The sequence below is a fragment of the Litchfieldia alkalitelluris genome, assembly GCF_002153425.1.
GTDB classification, from domain to species: Bacteria; Bacillota; Bacilli; order Bacillales; family Salisediminibacteriaceae; genus Evansella; species Evansella alkalicola.
In genome coordinates this window covers 1,712,973-1,728,934 of record NZ_KZ119600.1, presented here as the reverse complement: position 1 = coordinate 1,728,934, position 15,962 = coordinate 1,712,973, and the positions used below count along the sequence as shown (strand labels likewise).

Annotated in this window: 13 protein-coding genes; 5 read left to right on the top strand and 8 right to left on the bottom strand. The window is 37.7% G+C overall.

Translation table 11 applies throughout. The features are described from left to right. Nucleotides 1-43: 43 nt before the first annotated feature. Nucleotides 44-1,030, bottom strand: a complete 987-nt coding sequence (locus BW724_RS08050; protein ID WP_088074740.1) for a lipoate--protein ligase — start codon at nt 1,028-1,030, stop codon at nt 44-46. A 157-nt stretch (nt 1,031-1,187) separates the two neighbouring features. Further along, the gene (sigK, locus tag BW724_RS08045; protein ID WP_088074739.1) at nt 1,188-1,904 is read right to left on the bottom strand and encodes an RNA polymerase sporulation sigma factor SigK; all 717 of its coding nucleotides are present in this window, start codon (nt 1,902-1,904) and stop codon (nt 1,188-1,190) included. Between the two features lie 311 nt (nt 1,905-2,215). Between sigK and BW724_RS08040 the strand changes: the two genes are divergently transcribed. Next, nucleotides 2,216-2,827, top strand: coding sequence for a class I SAM-dependent methyltransferase (locus BW724_RS08040; RefSeq protein WP_088074738.1), 612 nt, complete (start codon nt 2,216-2,218; stop codon nt 2,825-2,827). Nucleotides 2,828-3,282: 455 nt separating this feature from the next. On the opposite strand, the gene BW724_RS08035 is transcribed toward BW724_RS08040, so the two are convergent. After that, nucleotides 3,283-4,197 (bottom strand): metal ABC transporter substrate-binding protein, encoded by a 915-nt coding sequence (locus BW724_RS08035; RefSeq protein ID WP_088074737.1) that lies wholly within the window; start codon nt 4,195-4,197, stop codon nt 3,283-3,285. Nucleotides 4,198-4,505: 308 nt separating this feature from the next. Here BW724_RS08035 and BW724_RS08030 point away from each other — a divergent pair, with 308 nt between their 5' ends. Next, the gene (locus BW724_RS08030) at nt 4,506-6,491 is read left to right on the top strand and encodes a S9 family peptidase (RefSeq protein WP_088074736.1); all 1,986 of its coding nucleotides are present in this window, start codon (nt 4,506-4,508) and stop codon (nt 6,489-6,491) included. Nucleotides 6,492-6,602: 111 nt separating this feature from the next. Here the strand turns inward: BW724_RS08030 and BW724_RS08025 are convergent, their stop codons facing one another. Further along, on the bottom strand, nt 6,603-6,848 hold the full coding sequence (locus BW724_RS08025) for an HPr family phosphocarrier protein (protein WP_088074735.1): 246 nt from the start codon (nt 6,846-6,848) through the stop codon (nt 6,603-6,605). Nucleotides 6,849-7,021: 173 nt separating this feature from the next. On the opposite strand from BW724_RS08025, the gene BW724_RS08020 reads away from it, so the two are divergent. Then, on the top strand, nt 7,022-7,645 hold the full coding sequence (locus tag BW724_RS08020; protein ID WP_088074734.1) for an NUDIX hydrolase: 624 nt from the start codon (nt 7,022-7,024) through the stop codon (nt 7,643-7,645). A gap of 822 nt (nt 7,646-8,467) precedes the next feature. On the opposite strand, the gene BW724_RS08015 is transcribed toward BW724_RS08020, so the two are convergent. After that, a complete protein-coding gene (locus tag BW724_RS08015) occupies nt 8,468-9,973 on the bottom strand; it encodes an MDR family MFS transporter (protein WP_328588701.1) in 1,506 nt (501 codons plus the stop codon). A gap of 109 nt (nt 9,974-10,082) precedes the next feature. Then, nucleotides 10,083-10,322, bottom strand: coding sequence for a YrhC family protein (locus BW724_RS08010; protein WP_088074733.1), 240 nt, complete (start codon nt 10,320-10,322; stop codon nt 10,083-10,085). A 297-nt stretch (nt 10,323-10,619) separates the two neighbouring features. On the opposite strand from BW724_RS08010, the gene BW724_RS08005 reads away from it, so the two are divergent. Both BW724_RS08005 and BW724_RS08000 read left to right on the top strand, forming a co-directional pair. Beyond that, complete coding sequence (locus tag BW724_RS08005; RefSeq protein WP_088074732.1) at nt 10,620-11,903, top strand: IS110 family RNA-guided transposase; 1,284 nt, start codon at nt 10,620-10,622, stop codon at nt 11,901-11,903. Nucleotides 11,904-12,294: 391 nt separating this feature from the next. Then, nucleotides 12,295-13,554: an adenosylhomocysteinase gene (locus tag BW724_RS08000; RefSeq protein WP_088074731.1), complete on the top strand. Its 1,260-nt coding sequence runs from the start codon at nt 12,295-12,297 to the stop codon at nt 13,552-13,554. Between the two features lie 211 nt (nt 13,555-13,765). On the opposite strand, the gene BW724_RS07995 is transcribed toward BW724_RS08000, so the two are convergent. Both BW724_RS07995 and BW724_RS07990 read right to left on the bottom strand, forming a co-directional pair. Further along, nucleotides 13,766-15,067, bottom strand: coding sequence for an amidohydrolase (locus BW724_RS07995; RefSeq protein WP_088074730.1), 1,302 nt, complete (start codon nt 15,065-15,067; stop codon nt 13,766-13,768). A 188-nt stretch (nt 15,068-15,255) separates the two neighbouring features. Next, nucleotides 15,256-15,930, bottom strand: coding sequence for a YrrS family protein (locus BW724_RS07990; protein ID WP_088074729.1), 675 nt, complete (start codon nt 15,928-15,930; stop codon nt 15,256-15,258). Between the last annotated feature and the right edge of the window lie 32 nt (nt 15,931-15,962).

Sequence of the window (15,962 nt, the reverse complement as noted above, 5' to 3'; positions counted from 1 at the left end):
TGTTAATCACTTTAGTTTGTCCCAGTCTTTTTTATCTTTTTACCTAGTAGATCAATTCAAAGAATCCTTCCTTTGGAATTCTTCCAAAATAATAAACCGTATCCATATCCTTTAACGCTTCTTCAATAGCAGCTTTTTCATAGTTTACATTTATAAGTTTTTCCTCAACATCTATTACTTCTCCTACGCCAAAAAAGTCACCAAATATTTTGCAGTTTGTGATTTTCCCTTTTGCAACATTGATACGAATATCGATAGTTCCAGCATCAAACCGCTTGGAGCGTTGTATATCAAATTTAGGTGATTTACCGTAGTTCCAGTCCCAATTCCCATAGCGTTTTTTAGATATTTCTTTAATTCCCTTCCAATCTTCCTCTGTCAGCTGATACTTCTGAACTTGATCCCCATGAAAGATGAACTTCAATAATAGTTCCTTGAACTCATTCATCGTGAGCTTCTTTTCAAGGAAATCATTAATATTTGCCACCCTACTTCTAATGGATTTAATTCCTTTTGAGCGGATTTTTTCATCTTTTACCTTTAACGCATCCACCACGTGTTCAATTTCTGAGTCTAACAGTAAGGTTCCATGGCTAAACATTCGTCCTTTTGTGGTATATTGGGCATTACCTGATATCTTCTTTTCCCCTACTTGAATGTCATTTCTTCCACTTAACTGTGCCTCAACACCTATTTTATGTAGGGCATCAACAACAGGCTGTGTGAACTTTTGAAAATTTGAAAAGCTTTCCCCGTCATCTTTCGTAATAAAACTAAAATTTAAATTACCTAGGTCATGATACACTGCACCACCACCTGATAATCTCCTTACTACATGAATTCCCTTCTCTTCTACATAATCTTTATTGATTTCCTCAATTGTATTTTGATTCTTTCCGATTATAATGGACGGTTCATTCACATAAAATAGCAAATATGTATTATCAGGATTCAAATATTTTAGTGCATATTCCTCTATTGCCAAATTGATTCTTGGATCTGTTATATTTTCATTATCGATAAAAAGCATGTCCACAACTCCTCTAAAACTTGTATTAAGATCAGTGTATCACATTCTTTCTTGTGTATTAAAGGTTATGAGTAGCCATTGCATTAACATTAATAAGAATTATTGGTCACCATTATGAAACATAAGAAAAAGAGGAGGGTTGCCCCCTCTTCACCGATTACTCTGTCCTGTATGCGCCCTTTTGATGCCGATAAAATTCATGAAACAACTTCATCAATGCCCGTTTTTCTATTCTAGATACATAACTTCGGGAAATACCTAATTCCTTTGCGATTTCCCTTTGTGTTCTTTCCTTTTTCATATCAAGACCAAAACGCCCAACAACTACTTCTTTTTCACGTTCATCTAACACGTGTATATATTGATAAATCTGTTTTTTCTCCATATTCAGCTGTATTGTATCCACAACATCATCTGTTTCCGCCTGAAGAACATCAATAAGACTAATTTCATTTCCTTCCTTATCCTGACCAATTGGATCATGTAAGGAAACATCTTTTCTCACTTTTTTCAGGGCACGTAAATGCATAAGTATTTCATTTTCTATACACCTAGCTGCATATGTTGCCAGCTTCGTCCCCTTCCCTGGTGAATAGCTCTCAATTGCCTTGATTAACCCAATGGTACCGATAGAAATGAGATCCTCATTTTCTTCCCGAGTATTCTCAAATTTCTTGACGATATGTGCCACGAGTCTAAGGTTATGTTCGATGAGTAAATTTCTTGCTTCTTCGTCCCCTTCATTCATCTTTTTAATATACTCTTGTTCTTCTTTTGGCTTTAGCGGTTGTGGAAACGCGTTGTTCTTTACAAACGATACAAACACAAATAATTCTTTAACAAAATGGGCGATCCCTGCAATGATACTGGACATGCACATACACCTCCGATTTGGGCATCGTACCTCATCTATATGCAGCCCAGAGATTGTCTGTGCCTGTCTACTTCAATCAAATATCAATATTTTCTTAATGTCCAATTTATAGTTTTACATGGTTAATTTGAGGGTAAATTATTAAGTTTCACTTCAGGAGGAAGCTTTCCACCGGCCATGCACAAAGGTGTCCACGGAAAGCAAGTTGCCTGCAGCAAATATTACATCATGTCTATTTTCACGGTAGCCATAAATAAAACAAGCCTGTGCTATAATAGATATAATAAATTTGACTAAGCGGTGATGTAGAAGTGTTGGAGCTTACTGGAGAACGGATCATTCCTGAAAAAATGGACCCTATGAATGGTATGTTGTTGGAGCATATAGCGAGATATTACTTTGCCCAACCATATATTACAGGGCGAGTATTAGATATTGCATGTGGATCTGGTTACGGTACTAAAATGCTTGCAAAAACATGCAAAAAGAAAATCAGTGAAATCATTGGAGTAGACATAGCTGAAGAAGCAATTCACTATGCTCAAAAAAAATATTATCATCCACTCCTCACATTTAAAGTTGGAGATGTTACAAATGCAAACTTGAGAAATGAATTAAATACATTTGATACAATTGTAAGCTTTGAAACAATTGAACACGTGGAAGACGATAAGTTTTTTATGGAACAGATGATGTCTCTTTTAAATCCTGGTGGAACTTTAATATTATCTACCCCTTTTGGTCAAGGGAGAGGTAAGCCAACTAAAGAACCTTTTCATATTCATCAACTCACTGTTGAAGAGTTTAAAGGGTTATTTAACAATTATTCCTCTGTAGACTTCTATTTTCAAAGGGGAGTCATGTTTGAACCCCCACAGGAAGGCCAGCATTACCCCCTAGGCATTGCTGTTGCAAAAAAGTAGATTTATGGGAATAAAAACTGCCCCAATGATCTAACTAGACCATTAGGGCAGTTTTTGCGACCGATGAGCAAGGCGCTTGCGCTTTTCTTAATTAACAGCAATCTGACTCATTTCCAGTTATCGTCAAGCCTTTCCCTTCAGGCGTTTCCTTCAGTTCAAGGGTTAACTCGGCTGTGTGCTTATGAATCATCGGATCAAATCCTACAGTAATACCATTAATTTCTTCTACAATTTCTTCTTCTGTTATCTCATCCAGAGATAATCCTAATTGTGGGCCACCTCAGCCCATTCCAGCCATAAAAACTTTAATTGTACTCACTTGATTTTCTTCCATCACTTCTTTAATAAATTCTTTTGCTTTATCTGTAATATTCATCATTGTCACCTCAATATAGTACTAGCATGTTAGTACTATATATCTTAACAATATTAGGTGTTGATGACAAAAAAATTGCTTAGTTTGATGCAAGACCGTCCACAAATACTTCTACATTATGACGGATCATGTCTATATAAGTTTCTGCTCCTGATCCTTCTTCACCAATAGCGTCTGTAAAAACCTCTCCAGCAATTTCCACACCACTGTTTTCAGCTACCATTTCCATATATCTTTGATCAACAGTGCTCTCTACAAACACAGCTGGGATACCAGAATCTGAAACTAAATCAATGATACGATTGATCTGCTGAGATGTTCCTTCTTCATGGGAATTAATTTCCCAAATCCCTTCTGTTTGAAAACCGTAGTCTTTGCCGAAATACTTAAAAGCATTCTCACTCACAATGATTACTTTGTGCTCTTCAGGTATAGAATCGATCTGTTCCGTTATCCATGAATCCAGTTCACTTAAATCAGCTAAATAAGCTTCTGCATTTTCACGGTAAATCTCTTCTCCGTCTGGATCCCTCTCAATCAAATCATTTAACAAATTCTCAACATACATTTCACCATTTTTAGGACTTAACCACCCATGTGGATCTGGTTCATCTTCCCCAACAAGAGGAATCTCTTCCACACCTTCTGATAGTTCAACAATTGGTGTATCAGATACGTTAGACACTATTTTTTCAAGCCATTCTTCTAGACCTAAACCGTTTATATAAAACACATCTGAGTCACTTACACGGGCAAAATTACTCGGTACAGGCTCATATTCGTGTGGTTCCTCGCCAATTGGAACGATATATTCTACAGATCCACGCTCACCTACCACGTTTTCTATCATATCTGCTAATACTGAAAAGCTCGTAGTAATTGTCAAGCCATCTTCCGTGGTAACTTCACTCGTATCTTCGTCATTGGAGCACCCAACAACAAATGTCATTATCACAAAAAACATAAATAATCCTTTTAAACCTTTTAACATCATTTTTAATCCCCTTTCACTTGTTAAGTATACAAATGCAATATATGCACATGACCGATTTGTGTGCATATTGCAAACAAAGTTTCGTAAGAATCATTTTATTTGTCTAGCTCATAAAAATTGCACTAAGGAAACTTTATATCTAAGTGTATTATACAAATTGTTATTTATGATGTAAAGATAAAAATTAAAGTCATAAAAACAATTTATCCCTACTATTGAATAATGGCAATCATTTCGAATACCGAAATTTTGTGCTAAAATTAATGAAAGGTTCAGAATACTAAAACGTAAAGGAAAGGGGTTTACATATGTCGTCAAAACGTTCACTAACAAAGGAAGATTTAAAAAAAATTAACGTTATTAATGATCCTCATTTATCACCTGATGGTTCTAGAGTTGCTTATGTTCAGCAATTCATAACAGATGATGATAAATATACATCACACCTCTTTGTCCAAAGCACAAACGAAAGTGAAGGAACAAAATGGACGTATGGAAATGGAAGAGTTTTTTCACCGCGTTTTTCACCAGACGGGAAGTGGCTTGTTTTCGTAGCAGCGAAAGGAGAACAGGAGAAACCGCAATTACACCTATTATCACTAGCTGGAGGAGAGGCTAGGCCATTAACAACATTAAAAAACGGTGCCTCTCAGCCATTTTGGTCTCCTGATAGTCAAAAGATCCTGTTTACAACTACTTATCAACAAAATAGTTCACCAACTAAAGGTGACCAATCAAACGATAGTAAAGGAAAGAAATCTGAACCACTTGTTGTGGAACGTCTCAAATATAAATCAGATGCATCTGGATTTTTAGACGGTAAAAGGAAACAGCTTGCAATATATGAGCTTTCCTCAGAATCTATCACATATATGACCGATGACGATTATGATCATGAACCTTCTGGTTGGTCCCCAGATGGGAAAAAAATAGTGTATTCCGCAAATAAAGCAGAGGATCATGAATTAGTTTCTCACTTATACTTATTGGACATTGCTACGAAATCATCCGAGAAATTAACCAAAGGTGATGCTATTTTTACAACAGCCGTATTTTCTCCAGATGGTAATACGCTAGCATTCTATGGTCATAAAAAAGAATTTGCTGGAGCTACACAGATGAAATTATGGACCATGGATTTAAACTCAAAGAAATTGGTATGTCTTACTAATAACTGGGATGTCCACGTGACAGATGCTGCAATCGGTGATGTTCGATCTGGTCATACAAACCCTGGTCCAATTTGGTCAAAGGATGGTAGCAAGCTTTATATAACTGCCAGTACACAAGGTAATACAAACTTCTATTCCGTTAGTTTAAATGGACAAATAAACGACTTGTATTCGGGCAAACACCATGTTTACGGTTATCACGTGAATCCCGCTAAAGACCAAGCAGTTCTCGGAGTTAGTACACCTACTAATCCAGGTGACTTGCATGTCATCAACTTAACAAGTGGTCATACGTTCCCCTTAACAGATGCAAATAAGTGGCTAGAGGGTATTCATATTCAAGAACCAGAAGAAATCCACTGTAAAACAAATGACGGCTGGGAGGTACATGGTTGGGTCCTTAAGCCACATGGATATGAAGCAAATAAAAAGTATCCTACTATATTAGAAATTCACGGTGGACCACATGCCATGTATGGAAACACCTTCTTCCATGAACTACAACTCTTCGCAGCGAAAGGATATATAGTCTTATACTCTAATCCACGGGGAAGTCATGGGTATGGACAGACATTTGTAGATGCATGCCGCGGAGATTATGGTGGAAAAGATTATGAAGATCTCATGGCCTTCCTTGATGCTTCTATCGAAAAACATGATTGTATTGATGTCGAACGACTTGGAGTGACTGGTGGAAGTTATGGTGGATTCATGACAAATTGGATTGTATCCCATACAAATCGCTTTAAGGCAGCTGCAACTTTACGTTGTATTTCAAACTGGATTAGTTTTTACGGAGTAAGTGACATAGGTTATTTCTTTACAGAATGGGAGATAGGGACAGATTTATTAAAGGATCCAGAAAAACTATGGAACCACTCTCCATTAAAATATGTAAATAACATTGAAACACCATTGCTTATCCTTCATGGAGAACGTGATTTTCGATGCCCTGTGGAGCAAGCAGAACAACTATTCGTGGCATTAAAGCATAGGGGAAAAGATACACGGTTTGTACGGTTCCCAGATTCAAACCACGAACTGTCAAGAAGTGGTCCACCTCATTTACGATTAGCTAGGTTAGAGGAACTAACAAACTGGTTCGATAAATTTCTGAAATAAATAAACTTGCAAGTAGTAAAAAAATACGCTGGGATGTATTTCTACATTCCAGCGTCCTTTAAATTTACTCATATTTGATATTTGTGGGGATACCCCCTGATAATTACTTTATTAACCGAATAAACCTAATTCTGTTACTTCTTTAGTAAACTCTTCACTTTCGCTTTCATTTCCTTCAAAAGATAATTCTACCACATCATCCGGCTGTAATGATAAAGCTAGTACTCCTAAAAGACTCTTTGCATCCACTACCCAATGATCCTTCTTAATTAAAATGGTGGACGAATACTTACTAGCAGCATTGACAAACTTACTTGCGGACTCTGCAAAAATAGGTCTTTGAACTGTTAACTTCATAAAAAAACCTCCTCAACTGAATTAATAAGTTTATTATATGTGTAATATCTAACAAATACAATTGTTTCATGAAAATGAAATATTTACATGAAATTTTTTAACAATTTTGGTACGATTAATTGTAATAATAAGTAATTGTATACATTTCAGCATTAAAAAAGAAGGTGTTTTCGATGGATATATCAGATATAACTTCCCACTTCCATTCAAGAAAAGCAAAATTACTAGATTATGATACATATTATCACTTCTCTTTATTCGTCCCATTAATTGAAAAGGGAGGTGAAATGCATATTTTATTTGAAGTAAGGGCTCAAAACATTAGACAACCAGGTGAAATTTGCTTTCCAGGCGGCAAAGTTGATGACACAGACCCGTCCCATGAATATGCAGCTGTACGTGAGCTTTCAGAAGAATTAGGAGTAGATCCTTCTAAAGCTAAAATAATCAGTGCCTTAGACTATATGGTAACACCATTTAAGTTAATCTTATTCCCATTTTTAGGCGTTATTGATTCAGATGCTGACATTAAAAAAAATGAACAGGAAGTGAAAGAGATTTTTACTATACCTGTTTCTGAATTAATGAAAATGACTCCTAAGGAACATAAAATATATTTAAACGTACAGCCAGAAGAAGAATTCCCTTATCACCTCATCCCTAATGGAGAGAATTACAATTGGAGAACTGGAACTGTCATTGAGCAGTTTTACGATTATAACGGTAAGATTATCTGGGGATTAACTGCACGAATTTTAACCCACGTTTTAGATGAACTAAAATCTCTAGAAAAGTAAAGAATGAGGCCAAAATTTTGGATTTCACTTTAGTCTTGCCCGTATTACACTTCAAGCCTTATAAGTCGGATCTACACTGATTCGATCTCGCCATCCATAAAAGAGTGGACTCACTCGAACCAACGAACGATCAGGTATGAGATTTTGGTTTTTCTCTTTTTCATACCTGATCAGGCACCGATCTAGTATGAGATTGCCCTTTTTCTATTTTTCATACCTGATCAGGCTTCGATCTGGTATGAGATTTCTCTTTTTCTACTTTTCATACCTGATCAGGCACCGATCTGGTATGAGATTTCTCTTTTTCTCTTTTTCGTACCTGATCAGCCCTTGATCAGGTATGAGATTCGGGATTTTCTCTTTTTCGTACCTGATCAGGCGTCGATCTGATATGAGATTTCACTTTTTCTATTTTTCATACCTGATCAGCCCTTGATCAGGTACGAGATTGGGGATTTTCTCTTTTTCGTACGATCCTACAACATAGGTTTATTTATGATAAAGGGAGAAGCCTCCCTTATTTAAGAAATCGCACCGAAAATAGTGAAAATAGACGGAGAAATTCCTGCTAATTACTTGAAAACCATGAAAATTTGATTTCTGAGTATGCTTAATGAGAAAAACTCCCCTTATTTACCCCTATCCTAGATATATTCTGCAGCTTAAAAGGAAAATCTCCCCTTACTACAAGTCTCCCTTTTGGGCCCGCACGCTAACTCAATTAAGGAGAAACCTTCGTATTTAGTTTTCTACCTTTAAACGGAAATCGGAAATACTTACTAGGACACTCCAGCCTCTACTCTTACTTACACTCCAAATCATCTACTCTCTTTCCTTATCTTGTTCTGGCTCTGTTTTAGGGAGGCTATAAATCAAAATAAAGCTTATTACAGCAAGGATAAATACTCCTATATACACACTATTCAGTGACTGAGTCACTCCTTCTTGAATGACTATCCGCTCCATATCAGTAAACTGCTCTCTCCCAATAGGATCTAACAGCATGTTAACAACATCTAATGATGGTTCAATATGAAGTCCCTCTTCATGATCCATGTTTTCCAAGTATTGCTTCATCCTACTATTTAATATCCCACCTAGCATAGCTACTCCTAGGGCACTTCCCAATAAACGCATAAACATATTAGAAGCCGTTGCAACACCCCTTAGTCGCCACGAGACAGAACTCTGAATGCTTACAATAAATGTTGTCGTAGAAAAGCCCATACCTGCTCCTAAGAAAAAAGAGCCTGCCCCAGCCCAAACAGGGTGTTGAACAATGGAAAGTGTAAGAAATATAGTCGCTCCAATAAGCAAGGATATCCCGCCAAACATGGCTGTTTTACGAGATCCTAAAGAAATGATCCATCTACCAGCAAGGGTGGAAGAAATAGGCCAACCTACACTAACCATCGTTAATGTAAAACCAGCAATAATCGCAGGTTGATCTAATACAATTTGCACATAGGTGGGCAGGAAGCTCGATACACCAATTAACATGGCACCTAGTGTTAAGGAGGCTACATTTGCTAGGGCAATCAGTCGGTGCTGCCATAATGACAGTGACATAACAGGATCCTCCGCTCGTTTTTCCTGCCATATAAATAAGCTAACAGCCATAATCACTATAAATCCTAAGGAAATAATTTGTGGAGATGACCATGACCAATACACGCCACCTTGAATTAATATAACCATTAATGCACTTACTGATATAAGTAACAATCCTGAACCAAGATAGTCTATTTTCTTCTTTTCTTTTTCCACGTCCTCTTGCAAATAAATGATTACTCCGAGCATTGCTAGAATCCCAAATGGAATGTTAACCCAGAAAACCCATTTCCAGTGTACGAAAGCAACAAATAATCCCCCGAGAACTGGACCAAGTACAGAGGAAATCCCCCACACACTGGCCAAATATCCTTGAATTTTGGCCCGTTCTTCCTTTGTGTAAATATCACCTACGATAGTAGTTGCGATTGGTTGGACTGCACCTGCTCCAATACCTTGAATAAATCTACTAAGGATAAGAAATTCTATGGAGGCTGATAAACCACACAAAAATGAACCAAATAAAAAGATAGTAATACCAATAGTAAAGATAACTTTCCTTCCATACATATCAGACAGTTTCCCGTAAATTGGAATCATCACTACCTGCATCAATAAATAAGAAGAGAAAACCCAACTAAATAAAGAAAAACCCCCTAAGTCAGATACAATACTTGGCATTGCAGTTGCCACGATTGTTGCCTCTACTGCTGCCATGAACATTCCTAGCATGACAGCTGCCAAGACAAAAGGTCTCTTTGTCTGTTTACTTGTCACATTACCCTCTCCGCTCTATGTATACATTCCAAACATCTATTAAATAATTATACATAATATAACTAGTTTATAGAAATGAAAAAAACACACTTCATTGATCAAAGTGTGTTTAAAATTCTTCTTCATTAACAATTTTTTGCGTTCTCATGGCAGCTCGATGAAACCAAACAGCGCCAACTAGCAATACAGCAATTATTCCCACAACTAAACCTTGGTACTCCGTTGCAATAGAATCTGTAGGTAAAATTAATCCAACCGACAAGAAACCACTTAATGCTATTAATATAAATGCAAACCTTTTTAGGTCAATAACTTTATCTTTTAAATCCATTAATTCTTTTTCATTCATATGATCACCTCTCCTATTAAATTAAGAGAATTTGAAACTACGAATAGTATTATACCATGCCCCAAGGTAAGTTTGTGATGGTAATGTATACCACAGCTGTGTCTTATAAGAGGCATCACTTTCACAACATTCCTACTATTTATGATATATTAGGTGTTGAAAAACTATTATCATATGGGAGCATTCCTGTAATAAAGAAATTTGAGGTTTGAAACAAAAAGAGCCCCTTGGTATGATACGAGGTGTCCGAAGCTGCAGCGCAAGGACCCTGAATTAGATACCCAAGGAGGACTCAAAATGAATTATACACAAAATCAGAAAATCTCTCAAATTACACCTAAAACTCTTATCATCGGCATTGATGTGGCAAAGGACAAACACGTTGCACGTGCTCAAGATGATCGAGGATTTGAATTTGGTAAACGCCTTATCTTTGATAATAGTTTTCACGGTTTCGTGACTCTACTAAGTTGGGCAGAGAGACATATGAAAAGCCATGATAAAAGTGACGTGATTTATGGTGTTGAGCCAACTGGCCACTTCTGGCTAAATCTAGCCTATTTCTTAAAGGCGCAAAGCATTGATATTGTCCTAGTCAATCCAATGCATGTCAAGAAGAGTAAAGAGCTTGATGATAATTCTCCGACCAAAAATGATACAAAGGACGCGCGCGTGATCGCGCAGTTAATTAAGGATGGCCGATACTCGGTACCGAATCTCCTAGAAGGCATTTATGCTGAACTAAGAGAAGGCGTCAAATTAAGAGATCAGCTCATCAAACAACTCATCACGATTGAAGGTCGGATCCAAAATCATATTCAGCGGTACTTCCCTGAATTCTTTAACGTATTTGGTGATTGGGAAGGAAAAGCGGCTCAATGTACGTTGAAGCTGTTTCCATTTCCGGAAGACATCTCTCAGATGACACCAGAAGAAGTCTTACAAAGTTGGAAGCCCTTTGTCCAAAGAGGGGTTGGCATTAAACGAGCAACTAAACTCGTGGAAACCGCACAAAAGAGCATTGGCATCACGGTCGGTTTAACCTTTGCCAAGCGTGAAATTCAAAGTCTTCTTGACCAACACGAACTCTTTAAAACCCAACTCAACGAGTTGGATGAGGAGTTAGAATTGTTGGTTATGACGATTCCTGGTGCCGAAGAAATGATCGCTATACCAGGGTTAGGACCCGTGACAGTCGCAACGTTCTTCGCTGAAGTCGGGGATATTAAAAATTACAACCACCCCCAACAACTCGTGAACTTAGCGGGCTTGTCTTTGAAGGAGCACAGTTCAGGTAAGTATAAAGGGCAGTCGAGGATTTGCAAGAGAGGCCGAAAACGACTACGCAAAGCATTATATTTAGCGATTCGACCGCTCGTTGCCCACAATCCAACATTCAAAACCCTGCATCATCATTATACTCATCGCCCTGAACGCCCACTGAAGAAACAGCAGTCATTGATTGCATTGTGTTGTAAATTACTACGCGTCTTATTTGTGATTGGACAGAAACAATGTCCTTTTGATCCAACGAAATTAACACAAGGATTGTCTAAATCTGAAAGACTTGAGGTAGCATAATCTAATTTAAAAGCAAAGCAAGAACTATAGTTAATGACAAATACCAATAGTGCAGAGTCGGAGCATATTTATTCCATACGGGCATAGACCCAGCATAGGAGCTTATCCGACCTCCACCTCGTGGATACGCAGGACGAAGGAATGTATGGAGAACCATCCGGAGAGACATGGGAGGGTGAGCGGCCGCGAGTGTCGTGGAGATTAGGAGCACGGTCATACTATTTTTTCCAAACTCATCCAGTTTGGACGTTAGGATGGCCTATTATCTGTAAATATTATTAAGCTCTACCACTCTCATCCAACGATTCTTTTGTCTTTACTATTGGTTGGTTTTAAAATCCTGAGATATCAGGAGCATTTAAGAGATATTTTTACTTTATAGAGGGAGGTAATTACTTTGAGTAATAACAGCATCGTGAAGGATATGTCTCTAGCACAAGAAGGACATTTAAAGATTGACTGGGTAAAGGAACATATGCCAGTTTTAAATAGAATTCGTGAAGAATTTGAAACTACTAAGCCCTTTCAAGGTTTAAAGGTGGCAATTTCACTGCACCTAGAAGCAAAAACAGCTTACTTAGCAAAAGTTATCCATGCAGGTGGCGCAGATGTTTATATTACAGGTAGTAATCCATTGTCTACACAGGACGATGTATGTGCAGCCTTAGCAGATAGTGGTGTAACTGTTTTTTCGAAATACAATCCTCACCCTGACGAATATAAAGAGCATATGATTAAGACCCTTGAAGTTAAGCCTGATCTAATTATCGATGACGGTGGAGACCTCGTTACAATTCTTCACTCTGAGCGTAAAGACTTATTAGAGAACCTTCGAGGTGGTTGTGAAGAAACAACTACTGGAGTAATTCGAAACCAGGCCCTTGAAAAAACAGGGGAATTAGCCTTCCCTATGGTTGCAGTTAATGATGCTTATTGTAAACACCTTTTTGATAATCGTTATGGAACTGGCCAATCTGTATGGGACGGTATAAATCGAACAACAAACTTAATCGTCGCTGGTAAAACAGTGGTAATTATCGGTTACGGTTGGTGTGGACGAGGGGTTGCTCTACGTGCTAAAGGACTTGGAGCTAAGGTCATAGTTACAGAAATTGATGGCATTAAGGCAATTGAAGCTTATATGGATGGATTCGAAGTAATGTCCATGAATGAAGCCGCGAAACATGGTGACTATTTCGTAACCGTAACAGGAAACCGTGATGTCATCCGTGGTGAACACATGGCAAATATGAAAGACGGAGCAATATTATCCAATGCTGGTCATTTTGATATTGAAATTAATAAACCTGAATTAGAAGCATTGTCTACATCAAAACGCACAGTCAGAAAAGACATAGAAGAATTTGTACTTGAAGATGGAAGAAAATTATACTTACTCGCAGAAGGACGTCTAGTGAATTTAGCTGCTGGCGATGGACATCCAGCAGAGATTATGGATATGACATTCGCATTACAGGCAATTGCTTTACAATACATTAATGAAAAATATGAAGAAGTAGGACCTAAAGTAGTAGGTGTTCCTTATGAGCTTGACGAGAAAGTAGCAAGGTTAAAGCTCGAAGCTCTTGGAATTGATATTGACTCCTTAACGGAAGAACAACGTCAATACTTAGAAAGCTGGAATTCTTAAATAGTTTAGCTCGTTTTTTAAGAGGCTCACTTTACTGAGCCTCTTTATTTTCATAGTAGTCTTCTATTCAATTCAAAATTGCACCATAGAGAACGAAAAAGTTTTTTTATATGACCCTATAGAACTTAGCTCGAAGCGGCTTGCCACCTTCTCCACGGAAAGCGAGTAGACCGTAGTTTGTTCCAACAAAACCTATTTTAACGGTAGCCTATTAAAATTTAAATGTATTAAACAATCTGTTAACCTCATAAATCACTTTTTCTTCATCCACTGTTAAACATTCTCTGTTCTTTACTACTTGCTTACCTTGTACGAAAACGTCCTTCACGTCTCGTCCACTAGCAGCATAAACTACGTGGGAAATCGGGTCATGCTTAGGGTGAAAAAATGGTTGATTTGTATCTAAAACAACCATATCTGCTTTCTTACCAACTTCCAAACTCCCTACTTGATCTTCCAGCCATATAGAAGATGCACCATCAATAGTAGCTAACTCTAATGCTTTCTTTGCTGGAATTAAAGTAGAATCATAATTTACCCCTTTGTGGAGGGTTGCAACTAACTTCAATTCTTCAAACAAGTCTAAATTATTATTAGATGCCGAACTATCCGTCCCTAAAGAAACATTAATCCCTTTCTCAAGCATTCTTGGAATCGGAGCAACACCACTAGCTAGTTTTAAATTACTTATAATATTGTGAGATACCTTCACATCATATTTCGCTAATATATCCATTTCCTCATCATTCACATGAACTGCATGGGCAACTAATGTTGGACGATTGAACATTCCAAGCTTCTCAAGGTGTCGTACAGGCCTCTCCCCATACTCTTTCTGATTTTGATCTACTTCATATTTCGTTTCAGACATATGTGTATGTACTGGTAAATCCAATTCTTCAGCCCTATCAATAATCTTCTCAATAAAGTCAGGTGTGCAAGTATACGGTGAATGTGGAGATAGCATTGTAGTAATTCTTCCTTCAGCCTGGTTATGCCATTCCTTCGCAAAAGAAGAAGCTTCCTCAAGCTTACTAGCACGGAGTTCCTCACTTCCGAAACCAATCATTCCACGGCACAACCGTGCACGAGCACCTGATACTTCCACTGCCATTGCAATCTGATCCATATTATCATACATATCTACAAAGGTTGTTGTACCTGTCTTTAGCATTTCAACAATCGATAAATAGGCTCCCCATTTCGCATGTTCAGGTGTATATTGACCTTCTAATGGCCACATTTTCTCCTCTAGCCATGTTTGTAATGGCAAATCATCTGCGTAACCACGCAGAAGCGACATGGATAAATGACCATGTGTATTAACTAGACCAGGCATAACATAATTACCCTTTAGATCTATCACCTCGGCGTATTCTGTTAGATTTCCAGGAGTTTTACCAACATATGTAATGACACCATCCTGATCAAACACGATGGCCCCACTTTCAAATTTATCATCCTTTGCATTCATCGTAATGATAGTTCCATTTACTAGTATTGTTTTTGACATATTGTTTTTTCACCCTTTTGAAAAAATAATTATAATATAAAAAATAAGTCTGACCTCATTATAGGTTATTTCCTTCTAATAATACAAACAGTCGTTATTATAACCCCAAATAAAAAGAAAACACACGCAGCAAAACTACGTGTGCCCCTAGCATTCAAATATTGTACAGACTATGTTTTAAAACTTACTTATCTAAAAGGATTCTCTTCCTGCTTTTCTACTGAAACAGGCACCCATCCTTCATTTGTCACCCATTCTAATCGCACCTTGTAAGGTGTATCCCGGTTTTCATAATCACTCACCCAGGCCTCTACACTTTTCATATCTCCACCATTACCAAAACGCCATACAGTTATATCGTCCTCACTAATACCAGTTGCGTACATAGAAGCAAGGGTCATTTCTTGCCAATTAACATGATCCCTACTTAAGTTTTCACTATTTAATTCAAATGGTTCCTCTTGCTCTGTTCCAATAGGGCGCCATTCTCCATCAAATACTAATTCTTCACCATTCTCAGAGTCATTTTCACCTTCATTTACTTCAGAGAGACTATCATCTGCAGGTTCGGCTTCCTCTTCAAAACTATCATTTGTGTCAACATCATCTGACGGTGTTGAATCACCTTCATTCTCATCGAGAGCATTATCGTCCTCATTTTCGGCCATTTCTGCCTGATTTTGATCATCTGGATCCACATCCTCTACGGCTGCAGGTTCTGAATCTCCACCACTAAAAATTAGCATTGAAGCTACAAATACTATGCCAATAATCGTTACTGCAATCGCCCCGTTAAGCCATATATTCTTACGCTTTTCTTTTCTTATTTCAGTTCTACGTGGACCATAGCTGCCATAACTCATCTTACAATGCTCCCCCTTCTTCCAAAAATCTT

Bases quoted from the DNA above. Each gene is read 5' to 3' on its own strand.
- BW724_RS07990 (WP_088074729.1), bottom strand. From the start codon at position 15,930: ATGAGTTATGGCAGCTATGGTCCACGTAGAACTGAAATAAGAAAAGAA.
- sigK (WP_088074739.1), bottom strand. From the start codon at position 1,904: ATGTCCAGTATCATTGCAGGGATCGCCCATTTTGTTAAAGAATTATTT.
- BW724_RS08035 (WP_088074737.1), bottom strand. From the start codon at position 4,197: ATGATGTTAAAAGGTTTAAAAGGATTATTTATGTTTTTTGTGATAATG.
- BW724_RS07995 (WP_088074730.1), bottom strand. From the start codon at position 15,067: ATGTCAAAAACAATACTAGTAAATGGAACTATCATTACGATGAATGCA.
- BW724_RS08050 (WP_088074740.1), bottom strand. From the start codon at position 1,030: ATGCTTTTTATCGATAATGAAAATATAACAGATCCAAGAATCAATTTG.
- BW724_RS08020 (WP_088074734.1), top strand. From the start codon at position 7,022: ATGGATATATCAGATATAACTTCCCACTTCCATTCAAGAAAAGCAAAA.
- BW724_RS08005 (WP_088074732.1), top strand. From the start codon at position 10,620: ATGAATTATACACAAAATCAGAAAATCTCTCAAATTACACCTAAAACT.
- BW724_RS08025 (WP_088074735.1), bottom strand. From the start codon at position 6,848: ATGAAGTTAACAGTTCAAAGACCTATTTTTGCAGAGTCCGCAAGTAAG.
- BW724_RS08010 (WP_088074733.1), bottom strand. From the start codon at position 10,322: ATGAATGAAAAAGAATTAATGGATTTAAAAGATAAAGTTATTGACCTA.
- BW724_RS08030 (WP_088074736.1), top strand. From the start codon at position 4,506: ATGTCGTCAAAACGTTCACTAACAAAGGAAGATTTAAAAAAAATTAAC.